At 38.7% G+C, this 19,734-nt stretch carries 20 protein-coding genes; 1 reads left to right on the forward strand and 19 read right to left on the reverse strand.

Annotation, left to right across the window (positions count from 1 at the left end; translation table 11 throughout):
• Positions 1-136: 136 nt before the first annotated feature.
• The 8 genes from folE to L8T27_RS12535 all read right to left on the reverse strand — a co-directional run bounded on the left by folE (position 137) and on the right by L8T27_RS12535 (position 7,975).
• The gene (gene folE, locus L8T27_RS12500; protein ID WP_233313351.1) at positions 137-700 is read right to left on the reverse strand and encodes a GTP cyclohydrolase I FolE; all 564 of its coding nucleotides are present in this window, start codon (positions 698-700) and stop codon (positions 137-139) included.
• 199 nt (positions 701-899) lie between these two features.
• Positions 900-1,172, reverse strand: a complete 273-nt coding sequence (locus L8T27_RS12505) for an HU family DNA-binding protein (protein WP_016203034.1) — start codon at positions 1,170-1,172, stop codon at positions 900-902.
• A 418-nt stretch (positions 1,173-1,590) separates the two neighbouring features.
• Positions 1,591-3,069, reverse strand: coding sequence for a stage IV sporulation protein A (gene spoIVA, locus L8T27_RS12510; RefSeq protein WP_233313350.1), 1,479 nt, complete (start codon positions 3,067-3,069; stop codon positions 1,591-1,593).
• A gap of 558 nt (positions 3,070-3,627) precedes the next feature.
• A complete protein-coding gene (locus L8T27_RS12515; RefSeq protein WP_233313349.1) occupies positions 3,628-4,677 on the reverse strand; it encodes an NAD(P)H-dependent glycerol-3-phosphate dehydrogenase in 1,050 nt (349 codons plus the stop codon).
• Between the two features lie 15 nt (positions 4,678-4,692).
• Complete coding sequence (gene der, locus L8T27_RS12520) at positions 4,693-6,003, reverse strand: ribosome biogenesis GTPase Der (protein ID WP_233313348.1); 1,311 nt, start codon at positions 6,001-6,003, stop codon at positions 4,693-4,695.
• A 294-nt stretch (positions 6,004-6,297) separates the two neighbouring features.
• Positions 6,298-6,483, reverse strand: a complete 186-nt coding sequence (locus L8T27_RS12525; protein ID WP_233313347.1) for a capping complex subunit for YIEGIA — start codon at positions 6,481-6,483, stop codon at positions 6,298-6,300.
• A complete protein-coding gene (locus L8T27_RS12530) occupies positions 6,480-7,370 on the reverse strand; it encodes a YIEGIA family protein (RefSeq protein WP_233314720.1) in 891 nt (296 codons plus the stop codon). Before L8T27_RS12530 ends, L8T27_RS12525 begins: the two co-directional genes overlap by 4 nt.
• The gene (locus tag L8T27_RS12535) at positions 7,370-7,975 is read right to left on the reverse strand and encodes a YphA family membrane protein (protein WP_237941662.1); all 606 of its coding nucleotides are present in this window, start codon (positions 7,973-7,975) and stop codon (positions 7,370-7,372) included. The genes L8T27_RS12530 and L8T27_RS12535 overlap by 1 nt, the downstream gene beginning before the upstream one ends.
• 145 nt (positions 7,976-8,120) lie before the next feature.
• On the opposite strand from L8T27_RS12535, the gene L8T27_RS12540 reads away from it, so the two are divergent.
• The gene (locus L8T27_RS12540; RefSeq protein WP_233313345.1) at positions 8,121-8,267 is read left to right on the forward strand and encodes a YpzI family protein; all 147 of its coding nucleotides are present in this window, start codon (positions 8,121-8,123) and stop codon (positions 8,265-8,267) included.
• 87 nt (positions 8,268-8,354) lie between these two features.
• Here the strand turns inward: L8T27_RS12540 and rpsA are convergent, their stop codons facing one another.
• The 11 genes from rpsA to L8T27_RS12595 form a co-directional block, all read right to left on the reverse strand.
• On the reverse strand, positions 8,355-9,497 hold the full coding sequence (gene rpsA / locus L8T27_RS12545) for a 30S ribosomal protein S1 (RefSeq protein WP_233313344.1): 1,143 nt from the start codon (positions 9,495-9,497) through the stop codon (positions 8,355-8,357).
• 177 nt (positions 9,498-9,674) lie between these two features.
• A complete protein-coding gene (gene cmk, locus L8T27_RS12550; protein WP_233313343.1) occupies positions 9,675-10,349 on the reverse strand; it encodes a (d)CMP kinase in 675 nt (224 codons plus the stop codon).
• 202 nt (positions 10,350-10,551) lie between these two features.
• A complete protein-coding gene (locus tag L8T27_RS12555) occupies positions 10,552-10,734 on the reverse strand; it encodes a YpfB family protein (RefSeq protein WP_233313342.1) in 183 nt (60 codons plus the stop codon).
• 95 nt (positions 10,735-10,829) lie between these two features.
• Positions 10,830-11,492 carry a flagellar brake protein gene (locus tag L8T27_RS12560; RefSeq protein WP_233313341.1) on the reverse strand — a complete coding sequence of 221 codons (663 nt, stop codon included), beginning with the start codon at positions 11,490-11,492 and terminating at the stop codon, positions 10,830-10,832.
• 149 nt (positions 11,493-11,641) lie between these two features.
• The gene (gene ypeB / locus L8T27_RS12565) at positions 11,642-12,988 is read right to left on the reverse strand and encodes a germination protein YpeB (protein WP_237941663.1); all 1,347 of its coding nucleotides are present in this window, start codon (positions 12,986-12,988) and stop codon (positions 11,642-11,644) included.
• A 16-nt stretch (positions 12,989-13,004) separates the two neighbouring features.
• Complete coding sequence (gene sleB / locus L8T27_RS12570) at positions 13,005-14,054, reverse strand: spore cortex-lytic enzyme (protein WP_237941664.1); 1,050 nt, start codon at positions 14,052-14,054, stop codon at positions 13,005-13,007.
• Between the two features lie 168 nt (positions 14,055-14,222).
• Complete coding sequence (prsW, locus tag L8T27_RS12575) at positions 14,223-14,897, reverse strand: glutamic-type intramembrane protease PrsW (RefSeq protein ID WP_237941665.1); 675 nt, start codon at positions 14,895-14,897, stop codon at positions 14,223-14,225.
• Positions 14,898-14,942: 45 nt separating this feature from the next.
• The gene (locus L8T27_RS12580) at positions 14,943-15,905 is read right to left on the reverse strand and encodes a YpdA family putative bacillithiol disulfide reductase (RefSeq protein ID WP_233313337.1); all 963 of its coding nucleotides are present in this window, start codon (positions 15,903-15,905) and stop codon (positions 14,943-14,945) included.
• A gap of 130 nt (positions 15,906-16,035) precedes the next feature.
• Positions 16,036-17,313, reverse strand: coding sequence for a Glu/Leu/Phe/Val family dehydrogenase (locus tag L8T27_RS12585; RefSeq protein ID WP_233313336.1), 1,278 nt, complete (start codon positions 17,311-17,313; stop codon positions 16,036-16,038).
• A gap of 584 nt (positions 17,314-17,897) precedes the next feature.
• Positions 17,898-18,482, reverse strand: coding sequence for an adaptor protein MecA (locus L8T27_RS12590; RefSeq protein WP_233313335.1), 585 nt, complete (start codon positions 18,480-18,482; stop codon positions 17,898-17,900).
• 83 nt (positions 18,483-18,565) lie between these two features.
• Positions 18,566-19,360 (reverse strand): metallophosphoesterase, encoded by a 795-nt coding sequence (locus L8T27_RS12595; RefSeq protein WP_233313334.1) that lies wholly within the window; start codon positions 19,358-19,360, stop codon positions 18,566-18,568.
• Positions 19,361-19,734: the final 374 nt, after the last annotated feature.

Raw genomic sequence — 19,734 nt, forward strand, 5'->3', positions numbered from 1 at the left:
ATATCACCCTTGTTCCCCCATAAATTTCTCTTTATATATACATTACAACTAAATTATATTTGTATAAAGTCTAGCTTATTATAGCATACTTGCTTGCTGACACCACTTAAAAAGCCTTGTAAGACAAGCCTTTATGTCACTTAATTAAAGACAGCACCTCTGTGCGGGCATCTGCATTTTCTGCATACTTACCGCGGACAGCTGTTGTAACTGTCTTCGCACCAGGCTTGTTAACGCCTCTCATTGTCATGCACATATGCTCTGCTTCAACTACGACCATAACACCATGCGGATCAAGCATTTCTTGAATCGCATCAGCGACTGTTGAAGTGATGCGCTCTTGCAGCTGCGGTCTTTTCGCAACAGCTTCAACCGCTCTTGCTAATTTGCTCAAGCCCGTTACTTTTCCGTTTCTAGGAATATAGGCTACGTGAGCAACTCCATAAAACGGAACGAGATGATGTTCACACATGCTGTACAGCGGAATGTCTTTAACAAGCACAAGCTCCTCATGGTCTTCCCCAAAAATAGTATGAAAATACTCTCTTGGATCCTCATTTAATCCTGAGAAAATATCACTATACATTTTGGCGACTCTTTTTGGGGTATCAAGCAATCCTTCTCTTTCAGGATCTTCCCCAATCGCTTCCAGTATTTGTTTTACCGCATCTTCTATCTTGGCCAAATCAACATTCGACATTCTTTTTTTCCTCCCAAAGCTATCAATCCAATTTCCTTTAATCATATTAGCATATAAAAAGAACGAACACCACGAATACCGTTAATTCTATTCAATTCCCATTAAGCCATTGGCTAAACTTTTGGAAAATATGCTAATAAATAGAAAAAACCGCGAGTAATTCGCGGTTTTTAGAGAAATAATATGCAATGTATGTAAATTACTTCACTGCGTCTTTAAGTGCTTTACCTGGTTTAAAAGCAGGAACTTTGCTTGCTGCGATTTCGATTTCTTCACCAGTTTGTGGGTTGCGACCTTTACGAGCAGCACGCTCACGTACCTCAAAGTTACCAAAACCGATAAGTTGTACTTTATCGCCATCTTTTAAAGCATTCAAGATTGTATCAAAAACAGCATCAACTGCTTTAGTAGCGTCTTTTTTAGACAATTCGCTTGCTTCTGCAACTGCGTTAATTAATTCTGTCTTGTTCATGCCTTTCACCTCCTCCCAAATGTTTCAAATAAATCCTAAAAAATCGTTTCATATCATTATTTGTAAACAATTTATCGGAATTATATACGTCATCAAGAATATTTTTCCTTTGCAGCATCATAGGGTTCCATAATGCTACTACTAACGTGACAAGCATTTATAATGTATATCATAATGCTTTAATCGCTGTAATGACGCTGATTCCTTTAAAAGATTATCATAATCGTTTGAGCATATCAAGAAATTTTATATATTGATAGCAATCTTTTCATCATTTGATATAAAAGTGTAATATTAAATCAATAAATTTACATACATATCCGAAACTGACAAATTAAGAGAAATAGCCCAGTTCTTATTATTTAGTAGGGAGAAGTTAACGCATGCAAAAAAAAGAAACTCCCACAAAGAGAGTTTCCTATAAGATTATTGCAATAAGCCCTCCAGAGCCTTCATTGATGATACGCTCAAGTGTCTCTTTCAGCTTGTAGCGGGCATTTTCAGGCATAAGTGAAAGCTTTGCTTGAATTCCTTCCCTAACAATGGAGCTTAAGCTTCTTCCGAAAATATCCGAATTCCAGATGGATAATGGATCATCCTCAAAATCCTGCATCAAATATCTGACAAGTTCCTCACTCTGTTTCTCAGAACCGATAATTGGTGCAAATTCTGACTCAACATCCACTTTAATCATGTGGATAGATGGTGCTACAGCCTTTAATCTTACACCGAATCTTGAACCTTGGCGGATGATTTCCGGCTCATCTAAGCTCATATCGATAAGGGATGGTGCTGCAATGCCATAACCTGTTTGTTTAACCATTTTCAGTGCATCTGAGATTTGGTCATACTCTGTTTTTGCATGGGCAAAGTCCTGCATTAGCTCAAGCAAATGATCTTTCCCTCTGATTTCCACACCAACAATCTCTTTCAAAATTTCATCATACAGCTCATCTGGTGCGTACAAATCGATTTCGGCAACACCTTGCCCCATCTCAATTCCTGCAAGACCAGCCTTATCGATAAATTCAAAGTCGCTGAATTGCTGCACAACACGATCGACATCTCGCAGTCTCTTAATATCTTTAACTGTTTCCTTCACAGCCTCTTGATAGTTGTCACGCAACCAATGGTTCTCCCGAAGAACCATTACCCAGCTCGGCAGGTTTACGTTCACTTCAAGTACAGGGAACTCAAACAGTGCTTCTCTCATTACATTAAGGACATCTGATTCTCTCATGCTTTCAACACTCATTGCGATAACTGGAATATCATATTTTTCTGATAGTTCACTGCGAAGCTTTTCTGTATTAGGGTGATAAGGCTGGGCGCTGTTGACAATCATAATAAACGGCTTGCCGACTTCCTTCAGCTCTTCAATAACCCTGTTTTCTGCTTCTAAGTAATTACTTCTCGGTATATCCCCAATCGTTCCATCTGTTGTAATGACAACACCGATTGTGCTATGTTCCTGAATAACCTTTCTTGTACCAATTTCAGCCGCTTCATGAAATGGAATTGGCTCTTCATACCATGGTGTATTGATCATCCGAGGCCCATTTTCGTCTTCATAACCCTGCGCGCCTGGAACCGTGTAGCCGACACAATCAACTAATCGGATATTTACATCCAATCCTTCATCCACAGTTACAGATGCCGCCTGATTTGGAACAAACTTTGGCTCTGTCGTCATAATCGTCTTACCTGCCGCGCTTTGCGGCAATTCATCCTTTGTTCTTGCACGGTCACCTTCATTATCCATATTCGGAATAACAACCAATTCCATAAACTTCTTTATGAAAGTAGACTTGCCTGTTCGAACAGCACCCACTACACCTAAGTAAATATCACCGCCAGTTCTTTCGGCAATATCTTTAAAAATATTCACCTTTTCCAAATGATCCCCTCCTGAACTCTCCCTAGTGTAGAGATTAGCAAAAACCATTTAATGCAATTAGACAATATATATTTATGATGTTGTCCTATCTCATTATGACTACTTTTATAAATTCCCCCTTTTTTTTATAGAAGATTTCTTCTCCTTAAAAAACTACTTCGTAAAAAAACATATAATCAGCGGACTTTATCGCAAATCATAAAAGAAGTTAAAGTAATGCTCAGCTTATTTTATGATTTTTATTCACGCCAAAAAAAATAACCCTTCTAAATCATATATACACATGAATGATAGGGTTATGACTATTTCTATAAAAATTTATTTTATCGGTGTACATAGGAGCTACAGAGTCATTTTCATTCAAAAAAAAATCAAAGTAAAAGCAGGGGAACCTTTACTTTGATTTCATGACTATATAACCCATCACCTGTTCATTCCACCAGGTTGCTTCAAAGCATTGTATGCATAAATACATCATTCGCACACCATAAAATGCCTAATAATCGTAACAAATTTCGAAAAACAGATTTTTAAAGCTCACTAAAGGATGTATAAGACTTATTCTACGTACTGGGAAGCAAGGATGTTCACAAGGTCTTCCATCTCATGTGTTTTATCCCTTGCCATTAAGCCTTCCACTACTTCCTTCGCATTCTTCCCATTAAACAGCACATCATATAAAGCATTCGTAATCGGCATCTCAATGCCATATTTCTCAGAAAGCTGTTGGCCTGCTTTAGTTGTTCTGATTCCTTCTACAACCATTCCCATGTTCTCAAGAACCTCTTCAAGGGGACAGCCCTTTCCAAGCAAATTACCAGCTCTCCAGTTTCTTGAATGGACACTCGTACAGGTCACAATCAAATCACCAATGCCGGTTAATCCTGAGAAGGTAAGGGGATTTGCACCCATTTTTGTTCCTAATCTCGCCATCTCTGCAAGTCCTCTTGTAATAAGTGCAGCTTTGGCGTTGTCACCAAAACCTAGCCCATCTGTAATTCCAGCACAGACTGCGATAATATTCTTTAGTGCACCACCGATTTCCACACCGACAATATCAGGATTCGTATAAACCCTGAATTTTGAATTAATGAACAAGTCCTGAACTTTTTCTGCTTCCTCCATGTTTTTAGAAGAAACTGTTACTGTCGTCAAATGGCGCAAGCTTACTTCCTCTGCATGGCTTGGTCCTGACAGGACAACAATGCTCTTTAACAGACGCTCCGGAATCTCTTCTTCCATTATTTCAGATATGCGAAGCAGTGTTCCTGGCTCAATCCCTTTGCTTACATGAATGAATGTTTTTGGTTCATCTAAGAAAGGTATAATTTGTTGGATTACTTCGCGCATCGCTTTTGTAGGAACAGATAAGACAATATAATGGACATCCTTTAAACTTTCCTGCATGGACGTATATCCAATGATATTTTCCGAAAGCTTTATGTCTGGAAGATATCGTTTGTTTACATGATTTTTGTTGATTTCTTCAATATCTTGTCCATTTTTACCCCAAAGATGGACAGTATGTCCATTATCGGCAAGCACTAACGCAAGCGCTGTCCCCCAGCTTCCGGCTCCGATCATTGCAATTTTTTTATGATTACCCATTACGATCCACCTCTATTATTTTCTTTCACGCGCAAAAATTCTAATTGGTGTTCCTTCGAAGCCAAAGGCATCTCTAATACGGTTTTCTAGGAAACGTTCATAGGAGAAATGCATCAGCTCTGGATCATTAACAAATACAACAAATGTTGGCGGTCCAACAGCTACTTGAGTAGTATAGTAAATCTTCAAACGTTTACCTTTATCTGTTGGTGTTGGATTCATCGCCACAGCATCCATAATGACATCATTCAATACACTTGTCTCTACCCTTAAAGTATGATTTTGGCTGGCGATATTAATCATTGGAATCAATGTATGAATCCGCTTTTTCGTCTTAGCAGACAAGAACACAACCGGTGCATAATCCAAGAATAAGAAATGCTCTCTGATGTTTTGTTCAAATGTTTTCATTGTTTTTTCGTCTTTTTCGACAGCATCCCATTTATTTACAACAATAATAACCGCTCTGCCTGCTTCATGGGCATAGCCTGCGATTTTTTTGTCTTGTTCAATAATGCCTTCTTCCCCGTCTATAACAACTAAAACAACATCTGATCTTTCAATCGCTCTTAATGCACGAAGAACACTGTATTTCTCAGTACTTTCATACACTTTCCCTTTTTTTCGCATACCTGCTGTATCAATGATTACGTATTTTTCACCGTTAACAGTAACTTCTGAGTCAATCGCATCTCTTGTTGTGCCGGCAATATTGCTGACAATAACGCGGTCCTCTCCAAGCATTGCATTAACAAGCGACGATTTCCCTACATTCGGACGGCCGATTAAAGAAAACTTAATGACATCATCAGCATAGTCTTTTGTGTCTCTGTTTGGAAAATGCTTGGCAGCTTCATCTAATAAGTCACCTAAACCTAAGCCGTGAGATCCGGAAATCGGCATCGGCTCACCAAATCCTAACGAATAGAAATCATAGATTTGTTCGCGCATCTCTGGGTTATCAATTTTGTTTACAGCAAGAACAACTGGTTTTTTTGCACGATAGAGGATTTTTGCTACCTCTTCGTCGGCAGCTGTTACACCTTCACGGCCGTTCGTAAGGAAAATGATAACATCAGCTTCGTCAATTGCTACCTCTGCCTGTGCTCTGATTTGCTCTAAAAAAGGCTCATCGCCAATATCGATTCCGCCTGTATCAATCAGGTTAAAATCATGATTCAGCCACTCTGCAGAGCTGTATATTCTGTCTCTTGTTACACCAGGAATATCTTCAACAATGGAGATTCTCTCCCCGACAATTCTATTAAAAATAGTAGACTTTCCAACGTTAGGACGTCCTACTATTGCTATTACAGGTTTCGCCATTCTTACTTACACCCTTCCATACTCCAAAATAGTCTTTTTTGCTTTTATGTCTACACAAACAAATACTATGTAAATTATTATTCCAGGCTCTTCTATATCAGCCTGACATGTCAACTAAGATCGCAATACTGCTTGCCACAGTCCAAAAGCGTTAAAAACAATTAGGGGCTAGCCCAAGCTTTTAGGCAGTCCCCTAACTAATATATCTTAACAGAGCAGCATTGTACAGGCAAGTACTAGAAAATTGTTAAGCTATGCTGGGATTTGCCAGTCCTAAACTAACTGCTTGAATGCTCAATGCTTGACGATAATATAAACATCTTCGCTGATTTTATGGGCAATCCCGTCAAGAATAGCTTCCAAGTTTGTTGCTACAACTTCCATTTCACTAACGTCGCTGCAATAAAAAACGCCAGTGCCTTGCGCTACTTTTTCCGGTTTCGTTGTTATAGCGGCCAATATATACTTTTCAATCGTCACTGTGCTTCTTCCTCTCTTAACAGCCTTTTGCTCGGCATCCGGATAGCATTTTCAAGAGTTGGAGTTGCTCCAATAATCTCAAGCGCTTTTTCCGGGTCATTATGCTGCGGCAAAACAAAAACAGCGACCCTTCCATCCTCCAAGTCTCTTTTTGCTAAAGGAACTAAAGCTGGTGTTCCAGAATCGCGGTACACTCCCAATGCAGTCGAGACATCGTACAGAATTGCCTGTCTTTGCCCAAGATTTGCGATTGTCGTTCTGGCATTGAAGTTTTTAGGTGTGAGGATAAATCCCATCCCGTATTTCAGCACTTCCTCCTGCCGTGCTGGTATTCCGATATTCATAATATAAATATTATCAACATACAAGCCAGCATCTTCAAATCTCGGTTTCACATATTCAATTGTTACAATATCGCGAAGCTTTCCGCCGGACATGAGCTTCCTGCTGATAAAAAACGATATAATTGCCGCAATAATTCCGCCCCATATATGGAAAGTAATGAATCCAAAGGTACTCAAAAGGCTTGCAAACATAACAAGATAATTTCTGCTTTCAAATGCAATTGCTATTCCTTCGATATACGTTTTCCCACGTGGCACCATCTCGTAACTGTCAAGCTCTGTTAAGGTGTTTCTTTCCATATTGCGGACATCCCGAAATTGCGAGGCAGCGACAGTGAGAAAGGTGACAGCTGTAAAGTCTTTATCTAATATGGAGGGAATGGCAACTGTGCCTAGACCTGCCGCTATGAATCCAAGTGCAACATGAATGATCTTGCCGTGAAGATATGTCGGGTATTGCCTGTAATCAGTGCGAAGCATAAACATGCGTAAAGCTGTTCCGATAATGAGTCCAAATAGAATTGGATATGTAAATGTGGTCATCATAGTTTTTGCTTCTCCTTTTCGATTAAGTATATTTGCTGTTCCAATTTCGCAAGGAAAACTTTAGCAATATTCCACGCTGTTATGCTGGCTATACATAAGAGCAGACTGTCGAAAAAGGCCGCTGTTCCAATTCTTTCGTCCATCCTGTAGTAATGGAGCAAGTATCCGTACAGCATTTCGCCAACAGAACTTCCTATAATGATCATTAAACCCTGAGTTGCCATTGTTCGATGCAGCATCACACTTAAAATAGCAAGCATTACTGCAAGCATGACGTCTTTATCTATTAACAGCCAAACTGGATCAAGAATGCTTAAAAGCTGCAAAGCGCAATAAGCAAGCATTGTCATAAAGGCTGTCAGCACCATATAAAGCTGCTGGGACGTCCGTAGCCTGGCAGCATAAATAAAAGCTGACACTATTTGGACAAGCAGCAATACAGACACTTCCATGCCCATAAAGGGTAAATGATGAGGATATAAAATTATTGCAATAAGCAAAAAAGATGCGTATTTACTTCTATTATTATTATCTTTCTCCATAAAAAAAGTGGGTATTAACCAGAGCATCCAAGCAAACCAAAAAAACATATTACCTTCCATAACTATTCACTCTCCTACTTTTTCCATTATGTCAATTAAATATGTACTTTAAACTTAGAAAAGTAAGGTTTGGCAAATGCTGGACAAAATCCCTCTGCATAATGTGGGGTGTTATTTATCATTCTATTGATAGGGGGTGTTACAAGTGGGAAAGGATCGTCAAGAGAAGAAATTAAGACAAAGCCACCGCGTCGAATCTGACCGCGACCAGGCTATCCATTATCCTGGGGCGACACGTTTACAAAGCCCTAGTGAAGGCAGAGCCTTAAACGATAATAAATCCAGTGATTGACACACACTAAAAAGAGCTGTCCAAGAATAACCAAACGACGTTCTCCTTTAGAGAAGCTGTTTGCCCTTCTTGGACAGCTCTATATTATTATTGCTGCTTTAGTTTTTTCAATTGCTCGCCAATCATGTCACCTAATTGGAACCCTTTTGATTCCTCTGGCAGCTCATATACTTCATCTTCTTCTTGCTCTTTTTCCGTCAAGTCTTTGATGTTTAAGGAAAGGCGCTGTTCCTCTTCATTCACATCAAGCACCTTCACTTGAACTGTTTGCCCTTCTTTAAGCACTTCATGCGGTGTGCCGATATGCTTATGAGCGATTTGAGAAATATGGACAAGTCCTTCTACCCCTGGGAACACTTCAACGAATGCACCATATGAAACGATACGTTTAACTGTTCCTTCTAAAATACTGCCTTTTTCCGCTTTTTCTGCGATATTTGCCCACGGTCCTGGCAATGTATCTTTAATAGATAAGGAAATTCGGTCATTATTGCGGTCAACGCTTAAGATTTTCACATTGACTTCTTGACCTTCCTGAACAACATCTGAAGGGTTAGTGATATGCTCATGTGACAGCTGAGAGATATGCACTAAACCATCTATACCGCCCAAGTCTACGAATGCACCAAAGTCAGTTATTCTTTGAACAACCCCTTGAAGCGTCTGTCCTTCTTGCAAAGATTCAAGCAAGTTTTGTTTTTGCTTGCTTTTCTCTTCTTCAATAACAGCCTTATGGGAAAGGATTAAACGATTTTTATCCTTTTCAAGCTCTACAATCTTAAAGGAAATAGTTTTTCCTTTATAATCAGAGAAGTCTTCCACATAATGTGCTTCTACAAGCGATGCAGGAACAAAACCGCGCACACCTAAATCAACGACAAGCCCGCCTTTTACTACATCCTTCACTTCTGCATCAAAGATTTCACCAGAGTTGAACTTTTCTTCTAAGCTTTCCCAAGCTTTTTCAGCATCGACTTTACGTTTAGACAGAACAAGAGCATCCTCTTCTACTTTAATAACTTGAAGATCAAGCTCTTCTCCTTCTGAAACTACATCTTCTGCTTTTTCAATATGAAGGCTGGACAATTCGCTAATCGGAATAATACCATCCAGTTTACTGTCACTGATGGCAATAATAACTTGTTTTTCTTCAACCTTAGTAACTTTACCTGTTACGCGGTCCCCAACTGTGTAGTTATGAACAACGATATCATTTAATTCTTCAGACATATGTACTCCTCCTTAAACTTTTCTAATGAAATAATGCAATAATTGCTCATTCCATATAGCTTTCATAAAAAATTAATAGAATAATAAAAATTTATTTTCTTCTATCTAACTTCTTATAAATGTGATTATTTGTCAAGTAAGAAACACTAGCGCGCTTTACAGCCGCATAAGCGGCAATCAGTTTGTAATCTTATCCTCTGTCAATGCCATAATTTTGCCTACCACATCATTGATGGATAAAGAAGTCGTATCAATTTCGATTGCGTCTTCTGCTTTTTTAAGCGGAGCCACTTCTCGTTCAGAATCTAATTTATCTCTTGCTGCTATTTCCGACTTCAGCTGCTCCAAATCCGATTCAAAACCTTTAGCAATATTTTCAGTATGGCGTCTAACTGCTCTTTCCTCTACTGAAGCAAGTAAGAACACCTTTACTTCAGCATGCGGGATGACATGTGTTCCAATGTCCCTACCATCCATTACCACGCCTCCGCCGATTGCAAACCCCTGTTGTCTGCGAACCATCTCTTCACGCACTAACTTATGCTTCGCTGCAATGGACACAGAATTTGTCACATTGCTTCTGCGGATATCTTCCGTAACGTCGACGCTGTCCAAGAAAATTTTCTGTCCCTTTTCACCAGGGAAAAGCTCGATAGCCGTACTGTCTAACATACTTTCTAACGCTGCCTCGTCCTCCAAGTTAATCCCAGTGTTTAAGGCTTTTAAGGTTAGCGCCCTGTACATTGCCCCAGTATCGATATATATATAGCCTAGTTGTTCTGCTACAATTTTGGCTACTGTGCTTTTTCCGGCAGCTGCCGGTCCATCTATTGCAATGCTGATTTTTTTCATATTTCCTCCTAAAACCTTCACTATCCCAGTATCCAACATATAATTTGAAATTACTTAGAACAGAATTTTATCAGTTTTTATTTTATCATATTTTCTATCCCAATTTGTTGATTAAACCTATTAAAATCCGTACTATTTTTTCACATTTGATTTTCAAGTACAAAAAAACCTTTCAGATTAAAATCGAAAGGTTTTTCAAGCTCTACTCCTGGCTAAGCCCGAGTGTTTCCAAAATGGAGGTGTAATTCGACTTAGATACCCCTTCATATTGGGCAAGCTGATGCAGTTCTGGAAGTATGTTTACTTGATGAAGTATTTGACCAGCTAGCAAAAAAAACAACTGGATGGCAATTAACTTAAACAACAACCGTTCAAATCGCTTCATTTTCCACTAACCTCGATTTCTGTTGTGCCCTTTTTGATATTAAACAGGCGAATTCACTTTACCTGTTTAGTATCGGAATATCTTATCGAGTTTATTCAGATTTCCAGTCCTTTCTTACGGAAAGAAAGCTGACGGTCAAAACAGAAACGCAAGAAAAGCTGGCGGTCATTTGCGCTTACCTCGATAAATTCCAGCGGCGCTTTATTATGTGTTTCATTATAATTAATGATTTTTTTAACGATTGCCTTCACCTTTAAATAATAATAATCACCGTTTTGCATCGGCAAAACAAAGTTGGTGTACACAATGGTCTCTGCCTTAAGATTAGAACCTGCCGGCACAAGAATGGCTGCTCCGCCTGCACTTATGTCTGTTGTTATTGTCGCAAACGGCGCCACTTCTGTGTCGTCAGAAGAGATGGCAACATCCACATTTGTTTCTACTCTGACATACTCTCTCCTCTGAATCTTAATAAACTGGTCACTGTTCGGGAAATGAAGGATAAGCATTGGTATATTGTTTTGCTTCTCTCTCCCGATAATTTCTGAGTCGAACATGTAAACCGCTCCTTGACTTGTAACAAAGCTGACCTTTAGCTGTGTTCCGTTCAGCAAGAAGACGGCCTTTTTTGTTTCAGCATGGATGGGATAATCTATATAGATTTCATTTTCTTTTCTATCAACTAAACGGCATTTATATTTTTCTGAGTTCTCACTATGAGCTGGCTCTAATATTAACGTATCTCCGATATTTATCACTATAGTACCACGCTTTCTTCGTTTGCTAATTAGGAATTAATTCTTTTTACCTATATTATCGCAAAAACATCTTCCTTATCAATAGTCCACAGAAAAAAACGTAGTAAAAAAGCAGCAAGGAACAAGATGCCCCTACTGCTTTTTTACTATTAAACAACGTCATCATATAAAGGTTCAGCATTTTTGAGTTTTTCGACTTTTTCTTCTGTGCCAGTATCAGCATTAATATAAATACGATACGTATCATCATCCAATGTGCCGATAAATTCATAGCATAATACTTCATCGTTTAAATCATTAAGAATAACAGCCAATCCGTCTTCCATTATGTTAACATTTTTGCTGATTTTCTTTTGTGCCTCAGACTTAGATATTGCGGGATCTTTAAAATCCCGACTCTTATGCTGTTTTAAGTAATCTTCAGCAGTAAAGCCGATAATATTCCCATTATCTAGAGCAACTTTTATCTTAATGCTGTCAGGATAAATTCTTACCCCGTTATCCTCTGTTACATAGGTAAAGACACCGATATTGTCATATTGCATACTTTCAAATAATGTCAAGTCTTTAAAGTCATGCTGTTTCAAAAAATCCGTTGCCTTGTTGCTAGCATCATTTAAACTGATTTTTTGTTTTTTAACATCTCTTGAAACAATCGACCAGATTGGATATCCGCCCTTTTTGGTAATATCCATATTTGCTTCTGTTCCAGTATCTTTTTCTTTAAGAGAGACACTGTAAAATCCATATCCAGATCCTTTGCCATTCTCTGTGATGTTGACTTCCACATCACCTTTAAATGCTGCATAATCTTCGGCGATTTTTTGTGCTTCTTTTTTCGTGATTTCTTCTCCTTCTAAACTGCTGAAGTTTTCATCCTTTTTTTCCATATTAACATTTGTAACGCCAAAGCTTGTTTCTTGGTAGCCATCTACTTTGTCCTCAACAGTTTTTAAACCATCAATGATTGTATTATCTCCTTGCTTATTCGTTGCCAAGGCCATCTCAACGTCCATCCAGCGTAAATTGTTTTCTAGAACTAGATGCTGCACATTGCGCAATTCATCTTGAATATCCTTTGCATCTCCATACAGCTTTTTCAATGATTTATATTCCTTATCGGACAGTGGTTCATCATCTAAATTTCGGACAGCCGTCCGGTAGCTGAAATCTCCGATATTTGCTAAAAATTCCTCTGTCTTATTGAATGGCAATAAAGTGAGCGGCAGCTGGCCAACATCGCTATGGGCCTGTGAAGTTATTCTCCATACTTCCGCCAGTGACGGAGACAGTGATTCTTGTGAATTCATCGCAAGTGTTGTTCCAATTTGATCATGAAGCAAATCTATTTGATAGGAAAGATCATGGAAAGCACGTTGATAGCTGTTTTCAGCATTCATTAATACTGCATTTTTTTCCTTATGTTCTTGATAGCCCCAAAATGCTGCACCTGCAACTCCGATTGTCAAAATACCTATCAATATCCCTCTAAGCATTTAACGTTCACCCCTTTTATTTACAGAATATGTGCTTGCCTATTTGCTTAATTTGCGGTCTTGACCAAATCCAACCGCTAGTTGCGGTTGCTGGGTTAAAATAATAGATAGCATTTCCTGTAGGGTCCCATCCATTTATAGCGTCAAGGACAGCTTGTTTTGCCGTCTCATTAGGTGTCAGCCAGATTTGTCCATCTGCAACAGCTGTGAACGCTCTTGGTTCAAAGATAACCCCTGATACTGTATTCGGAAACGAAGGGCTAGTCACCCGGTTAAGAATGACAGAAGCAACAGCAACCTGACCGATATAAGGCTCACCTCTTGATTCTCCATAAACGGCATTTGCCATTAGCTGAATATCATTCTGTGAGAAACCGTTAGGAACATTAGCAGCTGTCGGCGTTTTTTTCTTCACCGATTCGCCAGCATTCGCTTTTGGCGGAGTTGCCTTTGTATTATTGTTTGCGACATTATTGTTAGTGTTTGCTTTATTATTGGCTCCAGCGTTATTTGCTTTTGATTGATTTGTTTGTTTTTTTGTTGCTGGTTTTTGTGTTGCTGGTTTTTGCTGATTATTATTTGCTGCCTTATTTGTATTAGTTCCTGTGTTTGACTTATTAGCAGTCCCTGACTTATTTGCATTGCCAGCCTTGTTTTTATTTGCAGAAGGTGTTTTTTGCTTATTCAAATCTGTCCCACCGTAATGTGAGAATTTTTTCCCGGTGTCAATTTGTTCTTTTACAAATTGCTCATTATACTTTGATGCTTTAGCTAGCTTTAGTTTTGTTTGCCAGCCGGCGAGTCCGTCAATTGGCAGCCCGAATTCATATTGGAAGTTTCTTAATGCCCAATATGTTTTCCAGCCAAAGACTCCATCAATTTTGCCATTGTAAAATCCTATATATTGGAGTCTTGCTTGCAATTCAATTACATCATCTCCAACAGCACCTTGCTGAATCACTTGATTCGAGAACGCTTCCGCTTTATGCTCCACATTCGCTAATGTTGCTAGAATGATACAGGCGGAAATTACGACAGAAATTTTCGTTAAGAACTTTTTATTCATGCGTGTTACCCCCAGATGTGAATACTATTTGTCATTGACTCTATTTTTTGTAGCCACTTGGTTTTTATGCAAAAAAAAAGAAAATGAACAATTTCATTTTCTTTTTAAGGGATATATTCGCATATTTTAAGCTTTATAAAAGGCTAAAGACGGCCTTTCATGCGCGCTCTATAGGTTTGCCTTCATATATTTGCTGACATGTTCCCGACTCAGCTCTCTTGCCATTTTAACTTTTCTCAAACCAAGCCACCAAAGAAACAGCATGAACGGCGTAATGAACAAAAGCCAATTTTTTTGAAATGTTAATATATAATCGTAAATCCCATGTAGGATGAACGGTACAATTAAGGAATAGAAGATCCATTTGCTTTTTGGCATAGTAAACTTCCCTTTACCAAGGTAATAGCCCATGATAACACCAAAAAGAGCATGGCTTGATACAGGCAGCAAGGCTCTTCCTAATGCATATTCCACACCATTTGCTACAAGATAAAGAATGTTTTCAACAGTCGCAAAGCCAAGTGATATGGACACTCCATAAATGATTCCATCATATGGTTCATCAAACTCAATATGCTGATAAGCTGTAAAGAACAAAATAAACCATTTGAAAAACTCCTCTAAGAGGCTCGTTGTTACAAAGGAATTCAATAAATGAGATGGAACAGCTTCTTCGACGCGAAGAACATATTGGATAAACATGATTGGAAAAACAAGCAGAGCACCTGTTATAAATGCTCTAAACACTAGCGCTATCGGTTCTGATTCATATTGATCTTTTAAATAAAAATAACTTAAAAGCGCCAAGCCAGGTGCAATACCAGCGGATAGTATGGCTAACATTCGCTCTTTCCCTCTCCCTTTTTGCCAGCGAACTTTTGCGGATTCTTATTTTCTTGCCGCTATCGCTTCAGCTATCTGGTCCCCATGGAACCTGCCATTTTCAATAAATATTTCGTTTGCATTATTGCCAGCTGCAATTACCCCGGCGATGAAAATTCCTTCCACATTCGTTTCCATAGTGTCCGGATTAAATACAGGCCTGCCAGAGTCTGCTTCGATTTCGACTCCCATCTTCTTAATAAATCCGTGATCAGGATGATATCCAGTCATCGCAAACACGAAATCATTCGCAATTTCCTTATTCTCACCTTGCTTCTTATACGTTAAGGTTTTTTCTTTAATTTCTACCACTTCTGAAGCAAATTCCATTTTTATAACACCGTTTCTGACAAGGGCTTCAAACTCTGGAAGAATCCACGGCTTAATGCTGCTTGAATATTCTGTGCCTCTGTACAATACCGTTACGCGGGCTCCTGCTTTCACCAATTCAATCGCAGCATCCACACTTGAGTTTTTTCCGCCGATTACTGTTACATCATGATTAAAATACGGGTGCGCTTCCTTAAAATAGTGGCTAACCTTAGGTAAATCCTCCCCTGGTACATTCATATAGTTCGGGTGGTCATAATACCCAGTTGCGACAATCACGTAATTGGCGCGGTATTCTCCCTTTGAGGTTTGCAATTTGAACAGATTATTTTCCTTTGTTACATTCTGCACTTCTTCATATGCATGAATCCTTAAGTTTTTTCGTTTTGCTACTTCTCTATAATACACAAGCGCCTGATTTCGGTTTGGTTTATATTGTTCAGTAAGAAAGGCCACATCCCCAATTTCCAGCTTTTCGCTCGTGCTGAAAAAAGTCTGGTGAGTTGGATATCCATGTATCGCATTTACCACATTTCCCTTTTCAATGATAAGGGGGTTAATGTTGATTTTTTGCAAGGCGATAGCAGCAGCTAATCCACAAGGCCCAGCACCGATTATAATCGCTTGTTCTTCGTTCATGTTAATCTCTCCTAACTTCTATACAACTCTCATGCACAGCATGAGCAAAATATGTAAATACCTGAAAAAAAATCTCCTATTTATAGCATAGGAGATTTTTGGTTATTATACAATAGTTTGTTATCCTAACTTAAATCCAGCCGCGGAATCTTGACGCTTCCGCCATTTTTCGAACACCGACCATATAAGCAGCCAATCTCATATCCACCCTGCGGATTTGTGCTGTTTCATAAATGTTCTCAAATGATTTGCTCATTACTTTTTCCAATTTTTCTTCGACTTCTTCCTCAGTCCAGTAGAAGCCTTGATTGTTCTGAACCCACTCAAAATAAGAAACTGTTACACCGCCGGCAGATGCTAATACATCCGGCACTAAAAGAATGCCTTTTTCCGTCAAGATTGTTGTAGCTTCAAGTGTTGTAGGCCCATTTGCCGCTTCTACCACAATGCTTGCTTTAATATTATGAGCATTTTTTTCAGTGATTTGGTTTTCAATTGCTGCAGGAACCAATATATCACAATCCAATTCCAAGAGCTCTTGGTTTGTAATCGTATTGTTAAATAAATTCGTTACCGTTCCGAAGCTGTCTCTTCTGTCGAGAAGATAGTCAATATCTAAACCATTTGGATCATGCAAAGCACCATATGCATCGGAAATTCCGATTACCTTAGCACCAGCATCATGCATAAATTTCGCTAAAAAGCTGCCTGCATTTCCAAAGCCTTGCACAACAACTCTTGCTCCTTTAATTTCGATGCCTTTTCTCTTGGCCGCTTCTCGGATGCAGATTGTCACACCTTTAGCAGTTGCCGTTTCCCTTCCATGTGAGCCTCCTAGTACGAGAGGCTTGCCTGTAATAAAGCCAGGTGAGTTGAACTCATCAATTCTGCTGTACTCGTCCATCATCCATGCCATTATTTGTGAGTTCGTGAAAACATCAGGTGCAGGAATATCCTTTGTCGGGCCGACAATCTGACTGATTGCTCTTACATAGCCTCTGCTCAATCTCTCCAGCTCTCTGAAGGACATGTCACGAGGATCGCAGACAATTCCACCTTTACCGCCGCCATATGGAAGATCAACAATTCCGCATTTTAGGCTCATCCAGATAGAAAGTGCCTTTACCTCTGTTTCTGTAACTTGAGGGTGGAATCTGATCCCTCCCTTTGTTGGGCCGACTGCATCATTATGCTGTGCCCGGTAGCCAGTGAATATTTTCACACTGCCATCGTCCATCCTTACAGGTATCTTCACTGTCATCATACGGATCGGTTCCTTCAGTAGTTCATACACCTCATCAGAATATCCTAGCTTATTCAATGCCTTATGAATGATCGTTTGTGTTGATTTTAAAACATCGTGTTGCTCTTCAACAATCTTTTTTTCATTAGACTTTTTGGCTACCATTTAATGAATCCTCCTAAAAAACTGCAAAGTTAAATTATCATTTTTAACGGTCAAAATTCTCATTAAAGACTAGCATTTCCTTTTTGTCTACATACATTTTAACTTACTTTAAAATTATAGTATGTACATTTCTCGAAGTACACTCAATAAAGAACTCATTGCTGCTAACTTTTTTTATAAATGGATCGTCTCTGTAGCCGTTGCATAACCTTTTTTTGGTATGCAGGACAGAGCCAATTAATCAAAATGACTTGCCACTGTGGAAAGATGTTTTATAGTATGCTCTCCTTTATAATATATTCAAAAAGATACAACTTTGTCCTTATCTTTCACACTATTTTGGCATATTCTTTTCTTTTTACTAAATAGAGATTGCTTGACACACCTATAAAGAATTAAGATATAATTCTTTATCATTATCTTATCATTTTTCCTCGAAATTACCAATGATGAAGTTAACTGATTTTGATTTTTTTACGTGTAAATTTAAGGCCGCGAAAATACAAAAAAGCTCTTTACTGGCAAAATGCGGCCAAAAAAGAGCTTGAGGGAAAAAACCGAGTAAAAAGCATTATATTTTGTCTTCATTTAAAATATTGGTTGATCATCTCAATCGCGTTTTTCTTTTGGATTGTACACCCGTATTCCTCAATCATGTGGATGCTCTTGATGCTTGCTTCACCGAATTCACTTAAGATTGCTGCTGCCTGTGCTTCCTTGACAGCCTGAATATCAGGAAAATACAAGTAATATTTGCCATCAGCGCTCGAGAATGTTCCGCCGGAAAATCCTGCTTGAAAAAGCACCTTACATGCTTGAATGGCATCTTCAAGATCAGAGAACTCATATAATATATCAACAGTTTCTTCAACAGTAACCTGCATCTCCAAAAACCCTTCTGCCAACAGTTCCTCATCTTGGAATTCTTCCTCGTTCATCGTCAAGATCATGACCATTCCTTGTGCCTTCATCGAGAAAATCTCCACCGCAACAGAACCATGTATTTCCAAATCAAACATATCATTAGCTTCTTCGAGCATTTCATGAAAAAAATATTGCCATTTTATCGAGTCTTTCCATATATCATCTTTCGTCAGTCCACGTTCATACAGATCATCAAATGTCAGGTATATCTTTATTCTATTATGATTCAATCGTTCTAAGCGCATGACAATGCCTCCTGCTTCTATCTGAAAAAACTCTTACTGTAGCGTATGAATGAAGCAGGAAAACGGTGATTTGTCTGTATTATTTAGATTCGTTTATCTTTAGTATGCTGGATTTTAATAATATGCGTTTCCGGTTTGGCTCCAAGCCTTAACGGTATGGAGGTTGTGCCGTATCCATTGCTGACTAGAATAGTCGTTTTCCCAATGACCTTCGTAGTTCCTTTCTCATATGGACCGAACCCTAATATCCGAATTTGTCCACCGTGAGTATGACCGCTCAGCACTAAAGTCACTCCATCATCGTCCGTTAAATCTTCCATTACTTTCGGATTATGACTGACAAGTATTTTGAAATCAGATTTCTTGATGCCTTGTAAAGCCATTTCTAAATCATCGTGTTCTAAGGAACGGTCTTCAATCCCAGCTAAATGCCATTTTTGTTTTTTCGGAGATGTAAAGGAAACCGATCTATTATCAAGAACCGTTACATTCTCTTCAGCAAAAAGCTCCTTCAGCTTTTCTATATCTGCTTCATAGTCATTATTTCCCCATACGAAAAAAACGGGGCCAATTTCTTTAAGCTTTCTGAGATTACTGCGGACCGTATCAAACTGGACGCCCTTTTCAAGTAAATCTCCGCCAATAATAACAAGCTCTGCAATTCCCTTTGCTTCCTCCACAATGGCAGGAGATACTTCCCTTCTATGTATATCAGAAATGAAAAATATCGTAATTTCCTTGAATGTCATTGGAAAATTAGGAAAGTAAAACATCTCATATTTCAAGTTATCCTCCATTGCATTCTTATGCATCTTTACAATCAATGCTATTCCTGCAAGGATCATCAGGATGACTGCCACAACAACCAACACAAGCATACCCTTCCCCCCCTTTTTTTAGTCTATTGAATTATTGTATAATGTTCACTTTGTTTTTACCAATAAATCGACAGCTTGTTTTAAGCGAAGTCCTCAAATTAACAAGGCATTTTACGTGTTCCTTCTACTATAATTGTCTTTTCATGAAAAAATTTACATTTTCAGTTTTCATAAACGAAAACAGGGAGGCTTAGGACCTCCCTTTCCAATTTGGTAAACCTTGATTTTATATTACTTCTTGGGTATGAGGATTAATGTTAATACTTCGCCTCCCTTTAAACAGTTTGGATTACCTTACCTTCACCGTTGCTTACCGCTAGCAATGTTTTCAATAATTTGATTTGTAATTTAGGTATAAAATTGGATATCTGAGT

The sequence above is a fragment of the Niallia sp. Man26 genome, from assembly GCF_022049065.2.
Lineage (GTDB): Bacteria > Bacillota > Bacilli > Bacillales > Cytobacillaceae > Niallia.

Excerpts from the sequence above, each read along its gene's own strand:
- folE (WP_233313351.1), bottom strand. The coding sequence starts at position 700 with ATGTCGAATGTTGATTTGGCCAAGATAGAAGATGCGGTAAAACAAATA.
- L8T27_RS12505 (WP_016203034.1), bottom strand. The coding sequence starts at position 1,172 with ATGAACAAGACAGAATTAATTAACGCAGTTGCAGAAGCAAGCGAATTG.
- L8T27_RS12515 (WP_233313349.1), bottom strand. The coding sequence starts at position 4,677 with ATGGGTAATCATAAAAAAATTGCAATGATCGGAGCCGGAAGCTGGGGG.
- der (WP_233313348.1), bottom strand. The coding sequence starts at position 6,003 with ATGGCGAAACCTGTAATAGCAATAGTAGGACGTCCTAACGTTGGAAAG.
- L8T27_RS12530 (WP_233314720.1), bottom strand. The coding sequence starts at position 7,370 with ATGACCACATTTACATATCCAATTCTATTTGGACTCATTATCGGAACA.
- L8T27_RS12535 (WP_237941662.1), bottom strand. The coding sequence starts at position 7,975 with ATGGAAGGTAATATGTTTTTTTGGTTTGCTTGGATGCTCTGGTTAATA.
- rpsA (WP_233313344.1), bottom strand. The coding sequence starts at position 9,497 with ATGTCTGAAGAATTAAATGATATCGTTGTTCATAACTACACAGTTGGG.
- cmk (WP_233313343.1), bottom strand. The coding sequence starts at position 10,349 with ATGAAAAAAATCAGCATTGCAATAGATGGACCGGCAGCTGCCGGAAAA.
- L8T27_RS12555 (WP_233313342.1), bottom strand. The coding sequence starts at position 10,734 with ATGAAGCGATTTGAACGGTTGTTGTTTAAGTTAATTGCCATCCAGTTG.
- ypeB (WP_237941663.1), bottom strand. The coding sequence starts at position 12,988 with ATGCTTAGAGGGATATTGATAGGTATTTTGACAATCGGAGTTGCAGGT.
- sleB (WP_237941664.1), bottom strand. The coding sequence starts at position 14,054 with ATGAATAAAAAGTTCTTAACGAAAATTTCTGTCGTAATTTCCGCCTGT.
- prsW (WP_237941665.1), bottom strand. The coding sequence starts at position 14,897 with ATGTTAGCCATACTATCCGCTGGTATTGCACCTGGCTTGGCGCTTTTA.
- L8T27_RS12580 (WP_233313337.1), bottom strand. The coding sequence starts at position 15,905 with ATGAACGAAGAACAAGCGATTATAATCGGTGCTGGGCCTTGTGGATTA.
- L8T27_RS12585 (WP_233313336.1), bottom strand. The coding sequence starts at position 17,313 with ATGGTAGCCAAAAAGTCTAATGAAAAAAAGATTGTTGAAGAGCAACAC.
- L8T27_RS12590 (WP_233313335.1), bottom strand. The coding sequence starts at position 18,482 with ATGCGCTTAGAACGATTGAATCATAATAGAATAAAGATATACCTGACA.
- L8T27_RS12595 (WP_233313334.1), bottom strand. The coding sequence starts at position 19,360 with ATGCTTGTGTTGGTTGTTGTGGCAGTCATCCTGATGATCCTTGCAGGA.